General features: G+C 56.4%; 15 protein-coding genes and 1 pseudogene. All 16 read right to left on the bottom strand.

The annotated features are described in order from the left end of the window. Positions 1-10 precede the first annotated feature (10 nt). Positions 11-2,620, bottom strand: coding sequence for a type VI secretion system ATPase TssH (gene tssH, locus AC0T7J_RS10455; protein ID WP_473793929.1), 2,610 nt, complete (start codon positions 2,618-2,620; stop codon positions 11-13). 54 nt (positions 2,621-2,674) lie between these two features. Next, positions 2,675-3,721, bottom strand: a complete 1,047-nt coding sequence (gene tssG / locus AC0T7J_RS10450; RefSeq protein ID WP_473793927.1) for a type VI secretion system baseplate subunit TssG — start codon at positions 3,719-3,721, stop codon at positions 2,675-2,677. Continuing rightward, on the bottom strand, positions 3,718-5,589 hold the full coding sequence (gene tssF, locus AC0T7J_RS10445) for a type VI secretion system baseplate subunit TssF (RefSeq protein WP_010669908.1): 1,872 nt from the start codon (positions 5,587-5,589) through the stop codon (positions 3,718-3,720). The genes tssG and tssF overlap by 4 nt, the downstream gene beginning before the upstream one ends. Before the next feature lie 2 nt (positions 5,590-5,591). Beyond that, on the bottom strand, positions 5,592-6,167 hold the full coding sequence (tssE, locus tag AC0T7J_RS10440) for a type VI secretion system baseplate subunit TssE (RefSeq protein WP_086905646.1): 576 nt from the start codon (positions 6,165-6,167) through the stop codon (positions 5,592-5,594). Further along, the gene (locus AC0T7J_RS10435; RefSeq protein ID WP_137228660.1) at positions 6,157-6,984 is read right to left on the bottom strand and encodes a type VI secretion system accessory protein TagJ; all 828 of its coding nucleotides are present in this window, start codon (positions 6,982-6,984) and stop codon (positions 6,157-6,159) included. Before AC0T7J_RS10435 ends, tssE begins: the two co-directional genes overlap by 11 nt. Before the next feature lie 16 nt (positions 6,985-7,000). Beyond that, the gene (locus AC0T7J_RS10430) at positions 7,001-7,975 is read right to left on the bottom strand and encodes a hypothetical protein (protein WP_473793924.1); all 975 of its coding nucleotides are present in this window, start codon (positions 7,973-7,975) and stop codon (positions 7,001-7,003) included. A 10-nt stretch (positions 7,976-7,985) separates the two neighbouring features. Continuing rightward, the gene (locus tag AC0T7J_RS10425) at positions 7,986-8,777 is read right to left on the bottom strand and encodes a PP2C family protein-serine/threonine phosphatase (RefSeq protein WP_473793922.1); all 792 of its coding nucleotides are present in this window, start codon (positions 8,775-8,777) and stop codon (positions 7,986-7,988) included. Continuing rightward, the gene (gene tagH / locus AC0T7J_RS10420) at positions 8,774-10,645 is read right to left on the bottom strand and encodes a type VI secretion system-associated FHA domain protein TagH (RefSeq protein ID WP_473793920.1); all 1,872 of its coding nucleotides are present in this window, start codon (positions 10,643-10,645) and stop codon (positions 8,774-8,776) included. Before tagH ends, AC0T7J_RS10425 begins: the two co-directional genes overlap by 4 nt. Before the next feature lie 392 nt (positions 10,646-11,037). After that, entirely contained in the window at positions 11,038-11,418 is a 381-nt protein-coding gene (locus AC0T7J_RS10415) for a lysozyme inhibitor LprI family protein (protein ID WP_473793918.1), read from the bottom strand. Between the two features lie 41 nt (positions 11,419-11,459). Further along, complete coding sequence (locus AC0T7J_RS10410; protein WP_473793916.1) at positions 11,460-11,858, bottom strand: lysozyme inhibitor LprI family protein; 399 nt, start codon at positions 11,856-11,858, stop codon at positions 11,460-11,462. Positions 11,859-11,937: 79 nt separating this feature from the next. After that, positions 11,938-12,312, bottom strand: a complete 375-nt coding sequence (locus AC0T7J_RS10405) for a hypothetical protein (protein ID WP_473793914.1) — start codon at positions 12,310-12,312, stop codon at positions 11,938-11,940. 149 nt (positions 12,313-12,461) lie between these two features. Further along, positions 12,462-12,821 (bottom strand): T6SS amidase immunity protein Tai4 family protein, encoded by a 360-nt coding sequence (locus AC0T7J_RS10400; RefSeq protein WP_473793912.1) that lies wholly within the window; start codon positions 12,819-12,821, stop codon positions 12,462-12,464. Then, positions 12,806-12,950: pseudogene (locus tag AC0T7J_RS10395) on the bottom strand (hypothetical protein); the annotation flags it as partial. The pseudogene AC0T7J_RS10395 and the gene AC0T7J_RS10400, both read right to left, overlap by 16 nt. Positions 12,951-12,974: 24 nt before the next feature. Further along, the gene (locus AC0T7J_RS10390) at positions 12,975-13,388 is read right to left on the bottom strand and encodes a hypothetical protein (protein ID WP_473793910.1); all 414 of its coding nucleotides are present in this window, start codon (positions 13,386-13,388) and stop codon (positions 12,975-12,977) included. Beyond that, positions 13,385-13,903, bottom strand: a complete 519-nt coding sequence (locus tag AC0T7J_RS10385) for a hypothetical protein (RefSeq protein ID WP_473793908.1) — start codon at positions 13,901-13,903, stop codon at positions 13,385-13,387. Before AC0T7J_RS10385 ends, AC0T7J_RS10390 begins: the two co-directional genes overlap by 4 nt. Then, complete coding sequence (locus tag AC0T7J_RS10380; RefSeq protein ID WP_473793906.1) at positions 13,876-14,376, bottom strand: hypothetical protein; 501 nt, start codon at positions 14,374-14,376, stop codon at positions 13,876-13,878. The genes AC0T7J_RS10385 and AC0T7J_RS10380 overlap by 28 nt, the downstream gene beginning before the upstream one ends. Positions 14,377-14,476 lie beyond the last annotated feature (100 nt).

The raw sequence follows: 14,476 nt of genomic DNA, 5'->3' as shown, positions 1-14,476 counted from the left end.
TAGCAAGGCTTTAAACCGCGAACTGGCAGACAAATTCACCCTGCTCACAACGCACATCGACGCGGCGATAGCGTTCATCGCGGGCGTGGGCGCTCAGCAGGATCTGGCTCATCTGTGGCAACAGCGTGTTGGTGAGGATGGCATCCACCATGCGACCGCCCGACTCGACTTCGGTGCAGCGCTGCACGATCTGGCTCACCACTGACTCGTCGATCTGCGCCTCAATGCCGTGGTTCTCGGCCAGACGACGCACAATGCGCGCCAGCTGCAGCCGCACAATCTCCGCCAGCATCGCGTCGCTGAGCGGGTAATACGGCACCACCAGCAAACGGCCCAGCAGCGCAGGCGGGAACACCTCCAGCAGCGGCTTACGCAGCGCGGTGCTCAGGGCATCGGGGTCGGGCATCAGTTCAGGATCGGCACACATCGCGCTGATCAACTGCGTGCCGACATTGGAAGTCAGAATGATGATGGTGTTGCGGAAATCGATATGGCGGCCTTCGCCATCCTCCATCCAGCCTTTATCAAACACCTGGAAGAAGAGCTCATGCACATCCGGATGGGCTTTCTCAATCTCATCCAGCAGCACCACGCTGTAGGGGCGACGGCGAACGGCTTCGGTCAGCACGCCGCCCTCGCCGTAGCCGACGTAGCCCGGCGGCGCGCCTTTGAGTGTCGAGACGGTGTGCGCCTCCTGAAACTCACTCATGTTGATGGTGATGATGTTCTGCTCACCGCCGTACAGCGACTCGGCCAGCGCCAGCGCGGTCTCGGTTTTACCGACGCCGGAAGGGCCGCAAAGCATAAACACGCCCACCGGCTTGTTGGGATTATCAAGGCGCGCGCGCGAGGTGCGTACCCGTCTGGCCATCAGATCCAGACCGTGACGCTGGCCGATAACCCGCTGGTTCAGGGTGTCGGCCAGATTCAGCACCGCGTCGATCTCATTCTTCACCATTCTGCCCAGCGGAATACCGGTCCAGTCAGAGACCACGGCAGCCACCACGCCTGCATCGACGGCGGCAAACAGCAGCGGCGTGTCGCCCTGCAGCGCAGTAAGTTGCTGCTGCGTCGCATCACGCTGTTCACGCAGCGCCGCATCCTCTTCGGTCACACAGCGGGCGCGTAACGCAATCAGCGTCTCGACCAGTTCGCGCTCCTGCAGCCAGCGCTGTTGCAGCGCATCCCGTTCGGCTTCCAGCGCAGTGCGCTGTGCTGCAATCGCCTGCTGGCGGGTGGCGTCGCCCAGGCCCACCTTGATTTCGCGTTCGATGATCTCTGCTTCAATCTCCAGCGCCGCCAGACGGTGCAGACAATCTTCCAGCGCCGCGGGCTGCGCGCCCTGACTGACTGCCACGCGGGCGCAGGCGGTATCCAGCAGCGCCACCGCTTTATCGGGCAGCTGGCGCGCCGGAATGTAGCGATGCGACAGTTTTACCGCCGCACTGACCGCATCATCCAGCAACAGCACCCGATGATGTTTTTCCAGGGCGCTGACGGTGCTGCGCAGCATCAGAATCGCTTTGGCTTCATCCGGCTCCTGCACCTGTACGGTCTGGAAGCGACGGGTCAGCGCCGGATCTTTCTCAATGTACTTTTTGTATTCCGCCCAGGTGGTCGCGCCGATGGTGCGCAACTGTCCACGCGCCAGCGCCGGTTTAAGCAGGTTGGCGGCATCACCGGTGCCCTGCTGACCGCCTGCGCCCACCAGGGTGTGGATCTCATCAACAAACAGCACAATCGGCGTCGGGCTGGACTGCACCTCATTGATCAGCGCCTGCAGTCGTGCTTCAAACTCCCCTTTCATGCCGGCACCCGCCTGCAGCATGCCGATGTCCAGCAGCCAGAGCTGCACATCGCGCAGCGGCGCAGGCACATCGCCCGCCGCGATACGCAGCGCAAGGCCTTCGACCACCGCGGTTTTGCCGACGCCCGCTTCGCCGGTCAGCAGCGGGTTGTTCTGGCGGCGACGCATCAGGATATCGACCATCTGGCGGATTTCGTCGTCTCGTCCGGTCACCGGATCGATACGGCCTTCACGGGCGCGCGCCGTCAGGTCCTGCGCATATTGTGCCAGCGTGCTGCCACTGGCGGCGGGCGGTGCGCCAGCCGCATCAGCCGGTGCGCTCAGCGCCTGCTGCGCTTCCTTGCTGTTGCTGAGCAGCGTGTCGAACTCCGCCAGCAGCGCATCGGCATTGACGCGGCTGAACTGACCGGAGATGCCTTTCAGCACGCTGGCCAGGTTGAAGGTTTTCAGCATGCCGATCAGCAGATGGCCGCCGCGAATGCGGGTCGCGCCATATTTCAGCGAGGCGTAAACCCACGCCCGTTCAACGGCGCTGTCGATATGCTCGGAGAGGTCGGAGACCGCACTGGCACCGCGCGGCAGACGATCCAGCGCGGCAACGATGTCCTGAGTCAGGGCCTTTTCATCCAGTGAAAAATGTGTGATGACCTGCTGTAAGTCGCCATCCTGCTGCTGCATCAGCTGATGCAGCCAGTGCACCAGTTCGACATAGGGATTGCCGCGCAGTTTGCAAAAGGCGGTGGCGCTTTCCAGCGAGGTAAATAACAGCGTATCCAGTTTGCCGAATAGCACGGCACGGCTGATTTCTGACATAGGGGGCTCTCTTCAATGAAAGACGCAGGCTGTGTAACAGGGAAAGCGGCTGGGCTAGCGTGAAGCAGCCTCAACCTCAAACATAAAATCTTCACGATCTTGCGGCTGCGGCGCATGCCCCAGCCAGCTGGTATAGCCGAGTCGTGCACCGCCACCCAGCGCCACACCCTGCACCTCGTCAGCGGCCAGGATCAGGCTGAGATCCCACTGCATTTCGATGCCGAGGTAGTGACGCACCCAGTCGCGTACTTCACGCGCGCCGGGGGCATCCGGCAGAAAACGGGCATACTGCGCCGCGCTGAGCGGTCCCAGGTGCAGGCGAAAACGGTGCTGCACGTCGCGCACCGCCACACCGAGAAATGCAGAAGCACCCAGCCGGGGCATATGGCGTCCCGCGCCCAGTCGGGCCTGATCGCGGCTGTCCAGTGTCAGCCAGTGCGGCAGGTTCTGCGTCAGCCGGACCGGCACGCCAAAGTAGTGGCGCAAAATGCGCACCAGCCCTTCGGCATCGTGGCCGTGCCGGCTGAGGTGGCCCACCAGCATCAGCCGGGCATGGAGGCTGAGCGAGCTGGCCTGCTGCTGGGCCGGTAAACCGATGCCCGCCAGGCAGGCGAGATAGTTCAGAAAGCGACTGTCGTCGGGGCGATCCAGCGACACGGTCGGTTGCGCATCGGCCCAGGCACGATAAAAAAGCAGCGTAGCGCGATGGTGAAACAGGTCAGCAAATGCCGACAGGCTGTGATCCTGATGATGCACGATACGTTCATGCACATATTCGGTCAGATGGGTCGGCAGCGGGCCGTTGGGGCCAAACAGGCCGAAGCTGTAGATGGAGAGCGCATGACGTCCCGCCTCGTCACGCGGCGTGGCGCTGGCGACGGTGGCGGGCGCAAACGCCAGTGACGGCGTCTGACCGATGCGCACCGATTCGAACTTCGGCAGCGGCGCACGGCCCAGGGGATAGCGCTGACCGCCCTGCGCATCCAGCCGCCGCAGCAGCTGGAACAGATCGTAGCGCCACGGCGCAGCCATCACCCGCTGCCAGAAATCATCCGGCAGACGGGTGAGTCGGGGCAGCGAAATCACCTTTTCGCCACTCATATCAGCGCTTTCCGGCCCATGCGCGGTGGCCAGTAGCCCACTTCTCCACGCTGCTGGCTGTTCAGGGTGAACTCCGTGAAACTGTTGAGCGCCACAAGGCGGCCACAGACCCGCTCCAGTACGCTGCCGAACAGCCACGGGCTGGCACCCGAAAACGCCTGCTCATCCACTTCCAGCGTGATGCTGACACCGCGCGCAAACACTACCGGCCCCGGCTCCGGCACGCGGCGGTTGACCGCGCTGAGCGTACAGTGGCGGATGCCGTCAATCTGACGGGCAACCGGCGCTTCCGCCAGGTTGGCGTAGAGGCTCAGCAGCTGGCGCAGCGCCGCCGCGCCTTCTCCGTCGCTGCTGTCCATCAGGCTGAGGTAGTTCATCTGCAGATGGCTGATCAGCCGCCATGCGGAAAGTCCCTCGGCCAGCGCCGGACGCGGCGGCGTCGGCCCTTTGCAGAGCTTCAGTTCCGACACCGGAATGGAGTCCGGCATCACGAAGTTGCCCTGATCCTGCTGCAACATCAGCGGCAGATCGCGACTGGTGCACATCACGTCGGCTGAGAGATAGCGCACCTCGTCGTGCCACGGCGCGTGATGCTCATCCACCAGCGACAAAAAGACTTCTGAACCGATGTAACCGGTGCGCGTGCCGTAGCGCTGCGCCTGCTCGGACAGCGTGCGCTGTTCGCGGCGCAGTGAAAAATAGGCGCCGTAATCGCCCTGGTCACCGCTGAAGGTGCTCCAGAACGGACGGAAGACCTGCTCTTCCCGCTTGCCCTCTACCGTAGCGAACAGCCGCTGCACCGAGTGCACCTCATAATCCAGCGGCCGGATGTTATCGACCACCAGATGATATTCATGCTGGCTGTCGCTGACCTTCAGGCGCTCGGCGGTTTTCGGAAACAGATTGATGACAGGCGTGCAGTGCAGCGCCAGATGGCTGTGATCAACCACGCTTTCCAGCGCGCTGTCCGCTTTGTCGAGCAGAATAATGATATCGAACGCCATGGCGTTGTCGCAGCGGCGCAGAAACGGGGCCAGCTGGCTCAGGCTGATAAACTGGAAGCGCGCCGGAAAGGCGAAATACTCCTGCAACAGACGATAGCCGTCGAAGTTGCGCAGATCATCCGGCAGCAGCGCCTGCTCCGGCGCAAAACCCTGCTGCTGCAACGCGTCATCCGTCAGCACCTGACGCTGTGGCCGCTTCTCTACCGACTGCAGCACGATGCCCACCCGGTGCTGCATCAGCAGCTCCAGCAGTTTCAGCGCCTGGATATCCGGGCCGCTGAGAAACAGCATCAGATCGTCCACGCTGAGCTGACTGAGCGAGGAGATCCCTTCACAGCTGATGCGGATACGCAGCGCACTGACCGCGCCCAGGCCGCCGAGTTTCAGCTCGCCAGAGGGCAGATCGCCGGGCACGCCGCCGAGGCTGGCTTCGCTGATGCGCAGCGGATGCAGCACCACATCGTGTGCGGTGGTGTAGCTGCAGGTCACGCCGGTTTTTTTCAGGTTCTGGCTCTCCATCATGGTGCCGCGCGGCACGCGAAAGCCCTGGGTGATGTCACCCTTGCGGCTGTCAGGCGTCAGCTGAGCGATTGCCATTGACGGCGTTGGCGAGAGATAGGATGGCGCAATCATCTCCAGCAGACGCTGCGAGAAACGCGGAAATTCCGCATCCATCTTGAGTTGCACGCGCGACGTCAGGAAGGCAAAACCTTCCATCAGCCGCTCGACATAGGGGTCCGCCACGTCAATGCCGCGCATGCCAAGACGTCCTGCCACTTTAGGGTAGCGCGCAGCGAACTCGGCCCCCATCTCACGCAGGTAGGCCAGTTCACGGTTGTAATAGTCGAGCAGATTGCTGTCCATGATTACCCTGCATCCTGTAGTTCGAAATGGCCGCTCTCCAGATCAACCTGAGTGCGGAACAGAAACGCCAGCGGATAAGGCACGCACCAGAGCCGCCCTTTGATCTCAATCGACAGTACGTTGTGCAGGCTGAGCGAGCCGAGATCGCTGACGCAGCGCACCTGTAAACCCTGCGGCAGGATGCGCGGCTCGAAGTGCAGAATGGCGTTGGTCATTTTGCGCTGCATATCCTGCCATTCGATATCGGAGACGTTCTGCCCGGCCAGCGGTGACACACCGAAGTTCCAGACCGAGCGCTGCACGTGATCAAAGCCGCTGAGATCCTGCTGCGCTTCGTTGTTGATGGTGTTGAACAGCCACTGCAGATCGCGCAGTACGTGGCGGCGCAGCGTGCTGTGAGTGATCAGCATGCTGTTGTCCGCCTCCTGCTGTTTATCAGGCGCGTTGTCGGTCAGGCGATCCAGCAACGAGGATTGCAGCTTGTCGCGGGCGGTTAACGCATCACGTTTTTTACGCGCGCGAAAGCCGCCATGCAGCTGGGCATAGCCGTCGTTTTGTGCGCCTGAATCATGGCTCATCGGCGGACTCAACGCTGTCAAACGCGACCTGCTGCAGGCTCAGCAGCGAAAATTCCGCGCTGTCGCTGAGCCACATTTTTTGCCCCTGGCCGATGAACTGGTCCGGATCGTCGCCCAGCGGCTGCCATTCGGTGACGCTGGCGCGCAGAAAACGTTCGTCAGATGCCGCCAGCAGCGGATAGCGCGCCGGGATCTGGCACACCTGCTCACTGCCATCAACCAGTTGCACACGCGTGTGACGCCACACCAGATCGGTGACGCTGGCGGGTGCCTGAAACTGCATCTCACGAATAGCGGCAAACGGGATCCAGTAATAACGCCCCTGACTGATGACTTCACACACCGGCCCGAAACGGCTGTCGCCATCCATCAGCCAGCTGAATGCGGTGGGCTGATCCTGCTGCGTTGCGGTGCCGGGATTGGCCGCCGCAAGCTCAAGCGCTTCAGCCCGCAGCGTGCTGCCGCGCGCGACATCACCCGCTACCTCGGCCTGCAAGGCCGCCAGCAGCGTGTCGCACCAGTGCCATGCGCTGCCCGGCAGCACCGGCCCGGCCTCGCCACGCAGCACCGCGTCACGCTGTAATTCACCGGCGATCGCCTGTTGCAGCAGATTAACTGTCGGTTGCGCCTGCGGGCTTAACGCCAGCCAGGATTGCAGCTGCGTCTGCGCGCGCGCCCAGTTGCCGGAAAGACAGAGCAGTTGCACAAAGGCGGCCCGTAGGTCAGCATTCGCCGGATTTGCCTGAATCTGGCGGGTCACGTCAGCGAGCGTCTCGCCGAGGGTGGCGCTGGCCAGACGGTGTTGTAAGGATTCCATGCAAACTCCTTTTGCGTCAGTTAAGGGTGCGGTAGACCGCAGCGGCGGGATCTTTCAGTTCAGGATGGAGTTTTTCCACCAGCTGCACGCTCAGTGCGGCATCGCCGCTGATCCACGGCGACCAGACTTTACGGACTTCCTGCAGACGCGCCTGCAGCGCACTCTGATCGGCGGCTTCACTGACGGGCATTTGCACCACCACCTGACGCGTTGCCTGCCAGCCGTTAAAGCGGTTGCTGAACGGCAGAATCAGCCAGCTGTCCGGGGATTTTTCATTGCTCAGCACCATGCGTTCACTGTTGACCGTGGTGATGTGCAGTTCGGCAGTGGGCGACTGATTGCTCAGCCCCAGCACCGGAAAACCCTGCAGGAAAGTCACGCCGACTGCCGCAGGTGCGCCGTTACCCTGTTGCGTCAGACGGCTGTGTCCGCTGAGCCAGCCATCCGAACCACAGATCAGCCCCTGCTTTGCGGGAACAAACAGCGCGCTGCCCTGCGCAGGGTGCTGCCACCAGGTGCGGAAATGGCAGCCGTCCAGCAGACTGAATTGCAGCCACGGCGACGTGTCGGCCTGAGCGGCGTTGCGTAGTGCGTCTGCGGGGACCGCCGTAGCCGTCGGCTGGACCGGTTGCGTCGCGGGCGGCGTCACCACGGTTTTCCACTGCTGCGCACGGGCGGCGCTGCCAGTAGCAATTTCACTCCCCTGCGCATCGGTCAGTTGCCAGTGCAACTGTTGCAGCGGTTTACACTGTGACGCCATCAGTCCGGCAACGCGGGGCAGAAAATCTTTCAGCACCGCGGCGTTTTTTTCGCCCAGGGTGACGATGCGCAGGTTAATGGTGCTGTTACACCAGCTCGACAGCTGATTGTTTTTTACGTCATCAATCCAGACATCCAGTTTCTGTGCCGGGGACTGTACGATGCGATAGTTTTCAGCATAAGCGTGCGTGCTGAGCAGCAGCGCAGCCAGACCCAGTAATCCATATTTCATGTTGGCGTTCTCAATCTCGCAGAGGGAAGAACTGCGCCGCTTCAGAGAGCGAGTGCAGCAAGGTGGTGTCCTGAGGTGATCCAATCCAGACGGCCAGCGCGCTGAAATTATCCTGCTGCCCCTGATCCGGCTGATCGTTTCTGATGATTTGCTGCATCAGCGTCAGCCACTCTTCCGGTGTATTCACCATGTGCAGCGACTGTTGCATCTGTTCCAGCGTTACGCCGTGCCAGAAACCATCGGTGCAGAGTAAAAAGGCGTCGCCATCTTCAATCCCGACCACCTCGCTGTAGCTGGCGTCGCGCTGCCCATCGCCCATCCCCAGCGCAAAATAGAGCAGATTGCTGTTGATGCCTTCGGTGCGATGTCCGGCATCTTTCATCTGCTGCACCAGGCTGTGGTCAGTGGTGACCAGATAGAGATAGCCGCGACGGAACAGATAGAGGCGGCTGTCGCCTGCATGGGCCCAGCAGGCCAGATGGTAGTCGCGGTCGATGAACAGGCTGACCAGCGTGGTGCCCATCCGGCTGTGTTCGCTGCTGGCTTTCTGCTGCTGGCGGATGGCGTGATTCGCCTGATTGACGTAGTTACGAATCGACTGCGCATTGAGATGCGCATCGCCATCAAACGACTGCAGCAGGCTGCTACGGGCAATTGATGCTGCGATGTCCCCGCCGGGAAAACCGGCCACACCGTCGCAGACTACAAAGCAGGCCGAGCGCTTACCGATGACATCACCGATCTGATCCTGGTTACTGGCGCGATCGCCCTGATTCGACGTCGAGGCAATAGTGATATTCATGCGTCATCCGTGTGGGTTTGTGAGTCTTTGTACTGATTAACTTCCAGGTCATAGGCGTGCAGGAACGCTTCGCCGAACAGGGTATGGAAATCGTCTTCAATCTCGCCCGCCGTCTCGCTGTAGCGCTCAACAAAATGCTCCCAGAGCGCCGCTTTACGGCTGCCCGGCAGGCCGATACGTGACACCGATCCCGCCTGACGCGCCTCCTCTTCCAGCTGCTCCGGGTTAAAAGATTGCAGCATTGAGGCGATGATGGCGCGGATACCGGCGATCATGCCCAGCTGGTGCGCCTGCAGATCGATCAGCGCATCACGCACAGCCTGACGCGGCGGCATAAAGCCCGGCATCCGGCTGCCAAACATCTGCATTAAGACGGTTTTGCCCGAAGGCAGCAGCTTGAACGGGTTGTTGGCGTCGTCGAGGATCACCGTCATGTCAGCCTTCACCCCGCGCTTGAGGATCGAACGCGATGAGAGCAGCGCCACCGTGCCCTGCGAAAACATGCTCAGCATCTGCCCGAATTGCAGCATCTGCTCACGGTCAAATTGCGGCGTCGGCTGCAGGTCGCGCAGACCCATTCCCTCCAGCAACGCATCCAGCAGTTCGCCCTTAAGGGCATCACCGCTGCTCTCGCTGGGTGTCGTCGGGTGCGCAGCGGCGGCATGGTGGCGACCGGAAGCAACGGGATCGATGCGCAACCGCCCTTTCGGCGTCGGGGATGGCGCACGCTGTACCGCCTGCGGCGTGGGCAGCGTAATTCCGCCGTAGTCGATCTGTGGATTTACCGCGTCAGACTGGCCGGGCAGTTCCTCGTCAATCAGCGGCGACGGCTGCTGTGCCTCAGAGTGAGGCTGGCTGTGAGTCTCATGCTGTGATTCATCGAAGCTGAACAGCGGTGAGTGATCCATGTCGGTCAGGCTGGCGGGGGCCTGCTCCGGTGGACGTGCGGCCATCGGCTCAGTTTTTGCCACCGGTTGAGGTGGCACATGCAACGTGGCCGGTTTCGGCGTCGTCAGCTCCGGCTGGGCCAGCGGCACCGCGTTGCCCATCATCAGACCCAGCGGATCATCATGGTTGCGCGCATCTACGCTGCTCTCACCGTCAAACAGGCTCAGCGGATCAAGTTCAGCGGCAGGCGTTTCAGCCTGCGGTGGCGCCGTGTTCTGCTGAGCAGAGAGCGTGCTTGGCGTCCGGTCGTCAAAAATACTCTGCTGCCCGAACAGCGCATCGCCTTCATCAAACAGGCTGCTGTTTTTTGGCTGCTGCCCATAATCCAGCGGCGCGTCGTTAATCAGCTGAGCCAGCGGATCTTCCGGATTTCGGTCAGGACGAGCGGGCGCGGTCAGCGGATGGGCCTCGGGCATCTCTGGCGCAGCTTTGCGTTTAGAGAGATCGTCCGAAATCGAAAACTCTTTCGCCAGGCTGTCCCAGATCTCGCTGGGAATGGCGGCGGTGGTGCTGGCTTTTTCCGCTGCCGGTTCGCGGAAGGGTACTACGGGCTGCACCGGCTCAGGACGCGGAACGGCTCTTTCACTCTGCGGTTGCTGCGCACTGTTGAGATCGCTGACCAGCAATTGGTAATCATCAATGCCCAGTATGTCTCCATCCTGCAGCTCAACCTGACGTCCGCGTTCCAGCGGAATATCGTTGAGTAACACGCGCGTCACATTGCCACGGTTGGTCAGGCGACATTCGCCATTTGCCGTGATGTGCACAATCGCCTGCAGGCGGGAGAGTGTGCGATCGTCATCCGGCAGCACCAGATTATTATCCACGCCGCGACCAATGGTGCCGCCGGGCGGAAAGAAATCACAATGAGTTTGCGGCGGCTGTTGGCCGGGTTTAGTCGTTATTATCGTAAAGCGCATAACGGATTCCTGCGGTTAGCGGTTCGGCATCTATACCGCGCACCTCTCGGGGAAAGGCGCGGGGTATAGAGAGCGGGAGGTTTTAATTTTGGGAGTTGTCTATTTAAATACTCTGCCACTGGATTAATTCAATTATTTAAACAGATAAAAATTATATTTATTTAAGAAAATGAAGCTGCGTTAACGGCTTATCTTTAATTAACATACAGGGTAAACATTAAAATAGTTGCAAAGATGATTGCATTACAGCCACCAGAAGCCACTCTGCTGAAATGTCATTTATACAGAATTATTTACCGGCATTGAAAAAACGGGATTACAGCGTAATGCAGAGAGTGATATTCATAGATAATAGCGTGCCCAGCCTGTAAACCCTGAGCACGACGACATAATCAGTAAAGCAGTTGCTTCAGAATAACAGTGCGTTCTTTGTCGATGCGGATAACACAGAGGTTGGTGGCAACCGCATTCGCATTGCTGCCATCTTCAGCGGCAAAGGCTTCCAGTTTGCACTGACCGTCACGATACCTGAGCCAGCTGCGCTGAGTATCCACCAGCGTGGCGACATGGTCATCAGCCAGTTTTTTCTGCGTACCGTACATCTGAAAAATGCGTTTTTTAGCCGTCTGGTACTCTTTGTTCAGGTCATCTTCAGCCAGCTTCTTCTGCTGAACAGTACACTGAAATAGCGCACCGTCTGAATGCTGTTTTGCACAAGGTTCCTCAGCGAGCGCTGAAGCGCTGATGCAAAGAGACACAGCGATCAAAGCCAACTTATGTAGTCTCTTCATATTTTTCTTAGCAATCTGTACCATCAATGATAAGGAATTAACTTAAGTTTTTTAATTCTTTGCTCGTTAAGTTCAGAAGTACACATATTAATATTAGCGTTACTTAAATCACTTCCCTTATCTGCAGCATAAGAAGCCAGTTTACAATCATTCTCTCTATACTTCAGCCAGGCTCGTTGAGATTTAGTCAACGCATCCATATACTGGCTTAACTCTTTACTGTCACCTTTAAAAAGCATTTCAACTCTGGTCTTAGCTAGCTTATATTCTTTGTTTAAATCAAGCTCAGTTTCGTTCCTGTTTTTCTGGGTGCAGGTATAAACTTCCTGGTCATTATTGCCGCTTGAACAATCACTGGTTGCGTAGACGGGGGAAACATAAAAAACTGTGACACACAGCAACAAAGAAAAATAAGCTCTCATTAAAATCCTCACCTGTAATAACACACCTATGCCTGAGAACAAGTGCAGACTCAATATGCCAGGATTTTTATAAACGATGTTATTTAATCACCCCAAGATCCTGAGCAATAACTTTACTTTTAAAGGTTACGATATAATCCCAGAGGCCGTTGCCCTTCTGGCTTGGATAAAACGAATAATCATACTGGCCATTAGTAAAGCGATAACCCCGGAAGTCGCAGACGTCAGGACAGTTTGAATTTATGGTTTCACCTTTAAGAAATATCGATGAATTGTCTTTTACTCTGGTTGACTTAAGCGAAACGTCATCACAGGTGACGTTACCTTCATCACAGCCATATTCAATATCCGCTTTGAATATTTTTCCTTCAAAGTGTGAAACTGACTTCGCCAAAGAAAATGAAGGTGAAACTAAAAGCACTATCACAATCAAATGACTTACTTTCTTCATCATGTGGCAAGTTCCGTATAAGAGTCATTTACATTATACTGATCAACTTCAGGTTTAATTATCGGCTTCATTTAACTAAACATATTCTCTTTTGAAAATTCGCTGCTGATGTTTAGCGCTGCATAGACTTTTAATTCTCCTAAAAATAAACGCTATTTCTTATACTTATTGTAGAGCGCCTCGGCATCCTGACTTTGGGAAAGCAACGTGCATTTCATCATATTGAAGTTTCCTGTGACCGAACCATTCAGGTTCATCTTCAGATACGCATTGATTAACTTATCACCATCACTGAATGCTTCAACAGGGAGATGGCTTACCTCTAACCAGCCTGACGCACTTTTAAATGCATCATCGGTGAAAGCCTTGTCAGTCGCAGCTTTTCCTGCACAACGGTTCAGAAGCCAGTTGCTGAAAATCTGCGGTTGCTTGAATGAGTCAGGAGCCGGTGGCGATATCGCCAGCGCGGCTGGAGATAACATCACAGCAAATAACATCAGGAATTTTTCCATTTCAGTATCCACAAGGAGGCAACATCAGGAACAAAACTACCATTTTCTGCTCCCCAGAAAGTGACAGGTATCAGAGCAGATATTGCCGTTCCAGAGTGTCACGTGCCCTCCGGCTTTGCTGCAGCCATTTGCATCAACATAGTTAAGTACATATTACTTATAAAAATGACGCCAGATAATAAAACCTAAGCCTCCGCCAATCATCATTACCGCAGTCACCATATTTAAATTATGAAGGCGTATTAGCCAGCCAATTTCTTTTTCAGGTAACGATTGAATAAAATCATAAGTTTCCTGACTAACGCTTTCGTTACCTCTACGCTGAAGTTTTACACCTTTATATAAGCGTGCAAACCAGGAAATTTTTACAGGATGGAATGATGGACTAAAAAAGGAACTAACCTGAGTGCTGAAATCAAGATCCAATCTTCTTTTACGGAACTCGCTAATTAATGATTCAAAATTTTGAGCGTTATTTCTGAATATTATATAGCCAATGAATTGCAAAACAATTGAAATCAGGAATGAAATCACCGAAACAGAGATCAAAATGCATGGCCAAGTCATAAAATTTTATCCATTGTTAATCCCGTAAACCAGCTGGCAATTTCACCAGAAATATATCCCCCTACAGCCGCCCCGACCAGACTGCAGGTCAGATAGCCTACGGGACCAGTTCCTACCCCTACAGCAAGACAAATTCCCGGCCCCAAAGCAGATCCTAACGTACCACCATAGATACTTGCAGCGGTGCTACTGGCAAATTGAGCATACTTAGTTACGGCAACTTTAACACATTCATTCTGCCGGTCTACAGTACAAGCTTGATAAACGTCATTAGAAGTATTTGCAGCACCGAACCCGATGGATACCAGCCCACCCATTTTCATAAATTTCGCTGCCTTGGCTGCACCATCTACATAGGTTGAATAACCGCGTATTACTCCTGTCCCAGCAGTTTGCCAGTCATGAATAATAGAGGAGCTGGAAAGGTTTAATGCATGCTTAATCTTCTCATAGGGGCGCAAATTCAACATAAATCGGGATAAGCGATTCAGTAACACTTCAAGTTCACCAAACAACCGTCGGCGCTCGTAAAAAACTGTTGCCCGAACAATGTTCCTGATGTCAGGTATTGGTTACGGTAGGCGGTTTCAATAGCAACGAGTTTCTTGCCAATTTCATTGAAATATCGTTCTCCCGCATCGCCTATAAGACCTGAGGCTTTATCCATAAAATTGGTAATGGCAGCAATGGAAGCATAATGGCGGTTGAAAAAATCAGCCTCATCAACGGTCAGATGAGTGACACTATTATTGGTTCTGTATTTAGCCTCTTCCAGCGTGCGCATGGCTGCAGGGTGATTGTTACCATTCGGATCGGCAACAATCAAAATCTGGCCTGGCTTAGCCCATGCAACGTCAGCATTCAATTGCAAAAAGTAGTTTGCGGCAGACATATTGCGCGTGCCATAGAGCCACATTGCCTGCTCAGTCAGTCTTCCCGGACGCTGAACAACGCAAAACCCAGGCTCAATGGAATTTCTTTCAGCCATAACAACCTCCCTTTGCAAATAAATGTTTGAAACGTATAACTACTGCATCCATATCGTTCGATGTTTATGAAAATACGCCCCCTGTTCGGAGGCGTATTTT

The organism is Pantoea sp. E956-1 (genome assembly GCF_982223955.1).
Note: the sequence above shows the minus strand (reverse complement) of the source record. Positions and strands in the feature narration are given on the sequence as shown.

Bases quoted from the DNA above. Each gene is read 5' to 3' on its own strand.
- AC0T7J_RS10410 (WP_473793916.1), bottom strand. From the start codon at position 11,858: ATGAGAGCTTATTTTTCTTTGTTGCTGTGTGTCACAGTTTTTTATGTT.
- AC0T7J_RS10405 (WP_473793914.1), bottom strand. From the start codon at position 12,312: ATGATGAAGAAAGTAAGTCATTTGATTGTGATAGTGCTTTTAGTTTCA.
- tssH (WP_473793929.1), bottom strand. From the start codon at position 2,620: ATGTCAGAAATCAGCCGTGCCGTGCTATTCGGCAAACTGGATACGCTG.
- tssF (WP_010669908.1), bottom strand. From the start codon at position 5,589: ATGGACAGCAATCTGCTCGACTATTACAACCGTGAACTGGCCTACCTG.
- AC0T7J_RS10390 (WP_473793910.1), bottom strand. From the start codon at position 13,388: ATGACTTGGCCATGCATTTTGATCTCTGTTTCGGTGATTTCATTCCTG.
- AC0T7J_RS10430 (WP_473793924.1), bottom strand. From the start codon at position 7,975: ATGAAATATGGATTACTGGGTCTGGCTGCGCTGCTGCTCAGCACGCAC.
- tssE (WP_086905646.1), bottom strand. From the start codon at position 6,167: ATGAGCCATGATTCAGGCGCACAAAACGACGGCTATGCCCAGCTGCAT.
- tssG (WP_473793927.1), bottom strand. From the start codon at position 3,721: ATGAGTGGCGAAAAGGTGATTTCGCTGCCCCGACTCACCCGTCTGCCG.
- AC0T7J_RS10435 (WP_137228660.1), bottom strand. From the start codon at position 6,984: ATGGAATCCTTACAACACCGTCTGGCCAGCGCCACCCTCGGCGAGACG.
- AC0T7J_RS10380 (WP_473793906.1), bottom strand. From the start codon at position 14,376: ATGGCTGAAAGAAATTCCATTGAGCCTGGGTTTTGCGTTGTTCAGCGT.
- AC0T7J_RS10400 (WP_473793912.1), bottom strand. From the start codon at position 12,821: ATGGAAAAATTCCTGATGTTATTTGCTGTGATGTTATCTCCAGCCGCG.
- AC0T7J_RS10425 (WP_473793922.1), bottom strand. From the start codon at position 8,777: ATGAATATCACTATTGCCTCGACGTCGAATCAGGGCGATCGCGCCAGT.
- tagH (WP_473793920.1), bottom strand. From the start codon at position 10,645: ATGCGCTTTACGATAATAACGACTAAACCCGGCCAACAGCCGCCGCAA.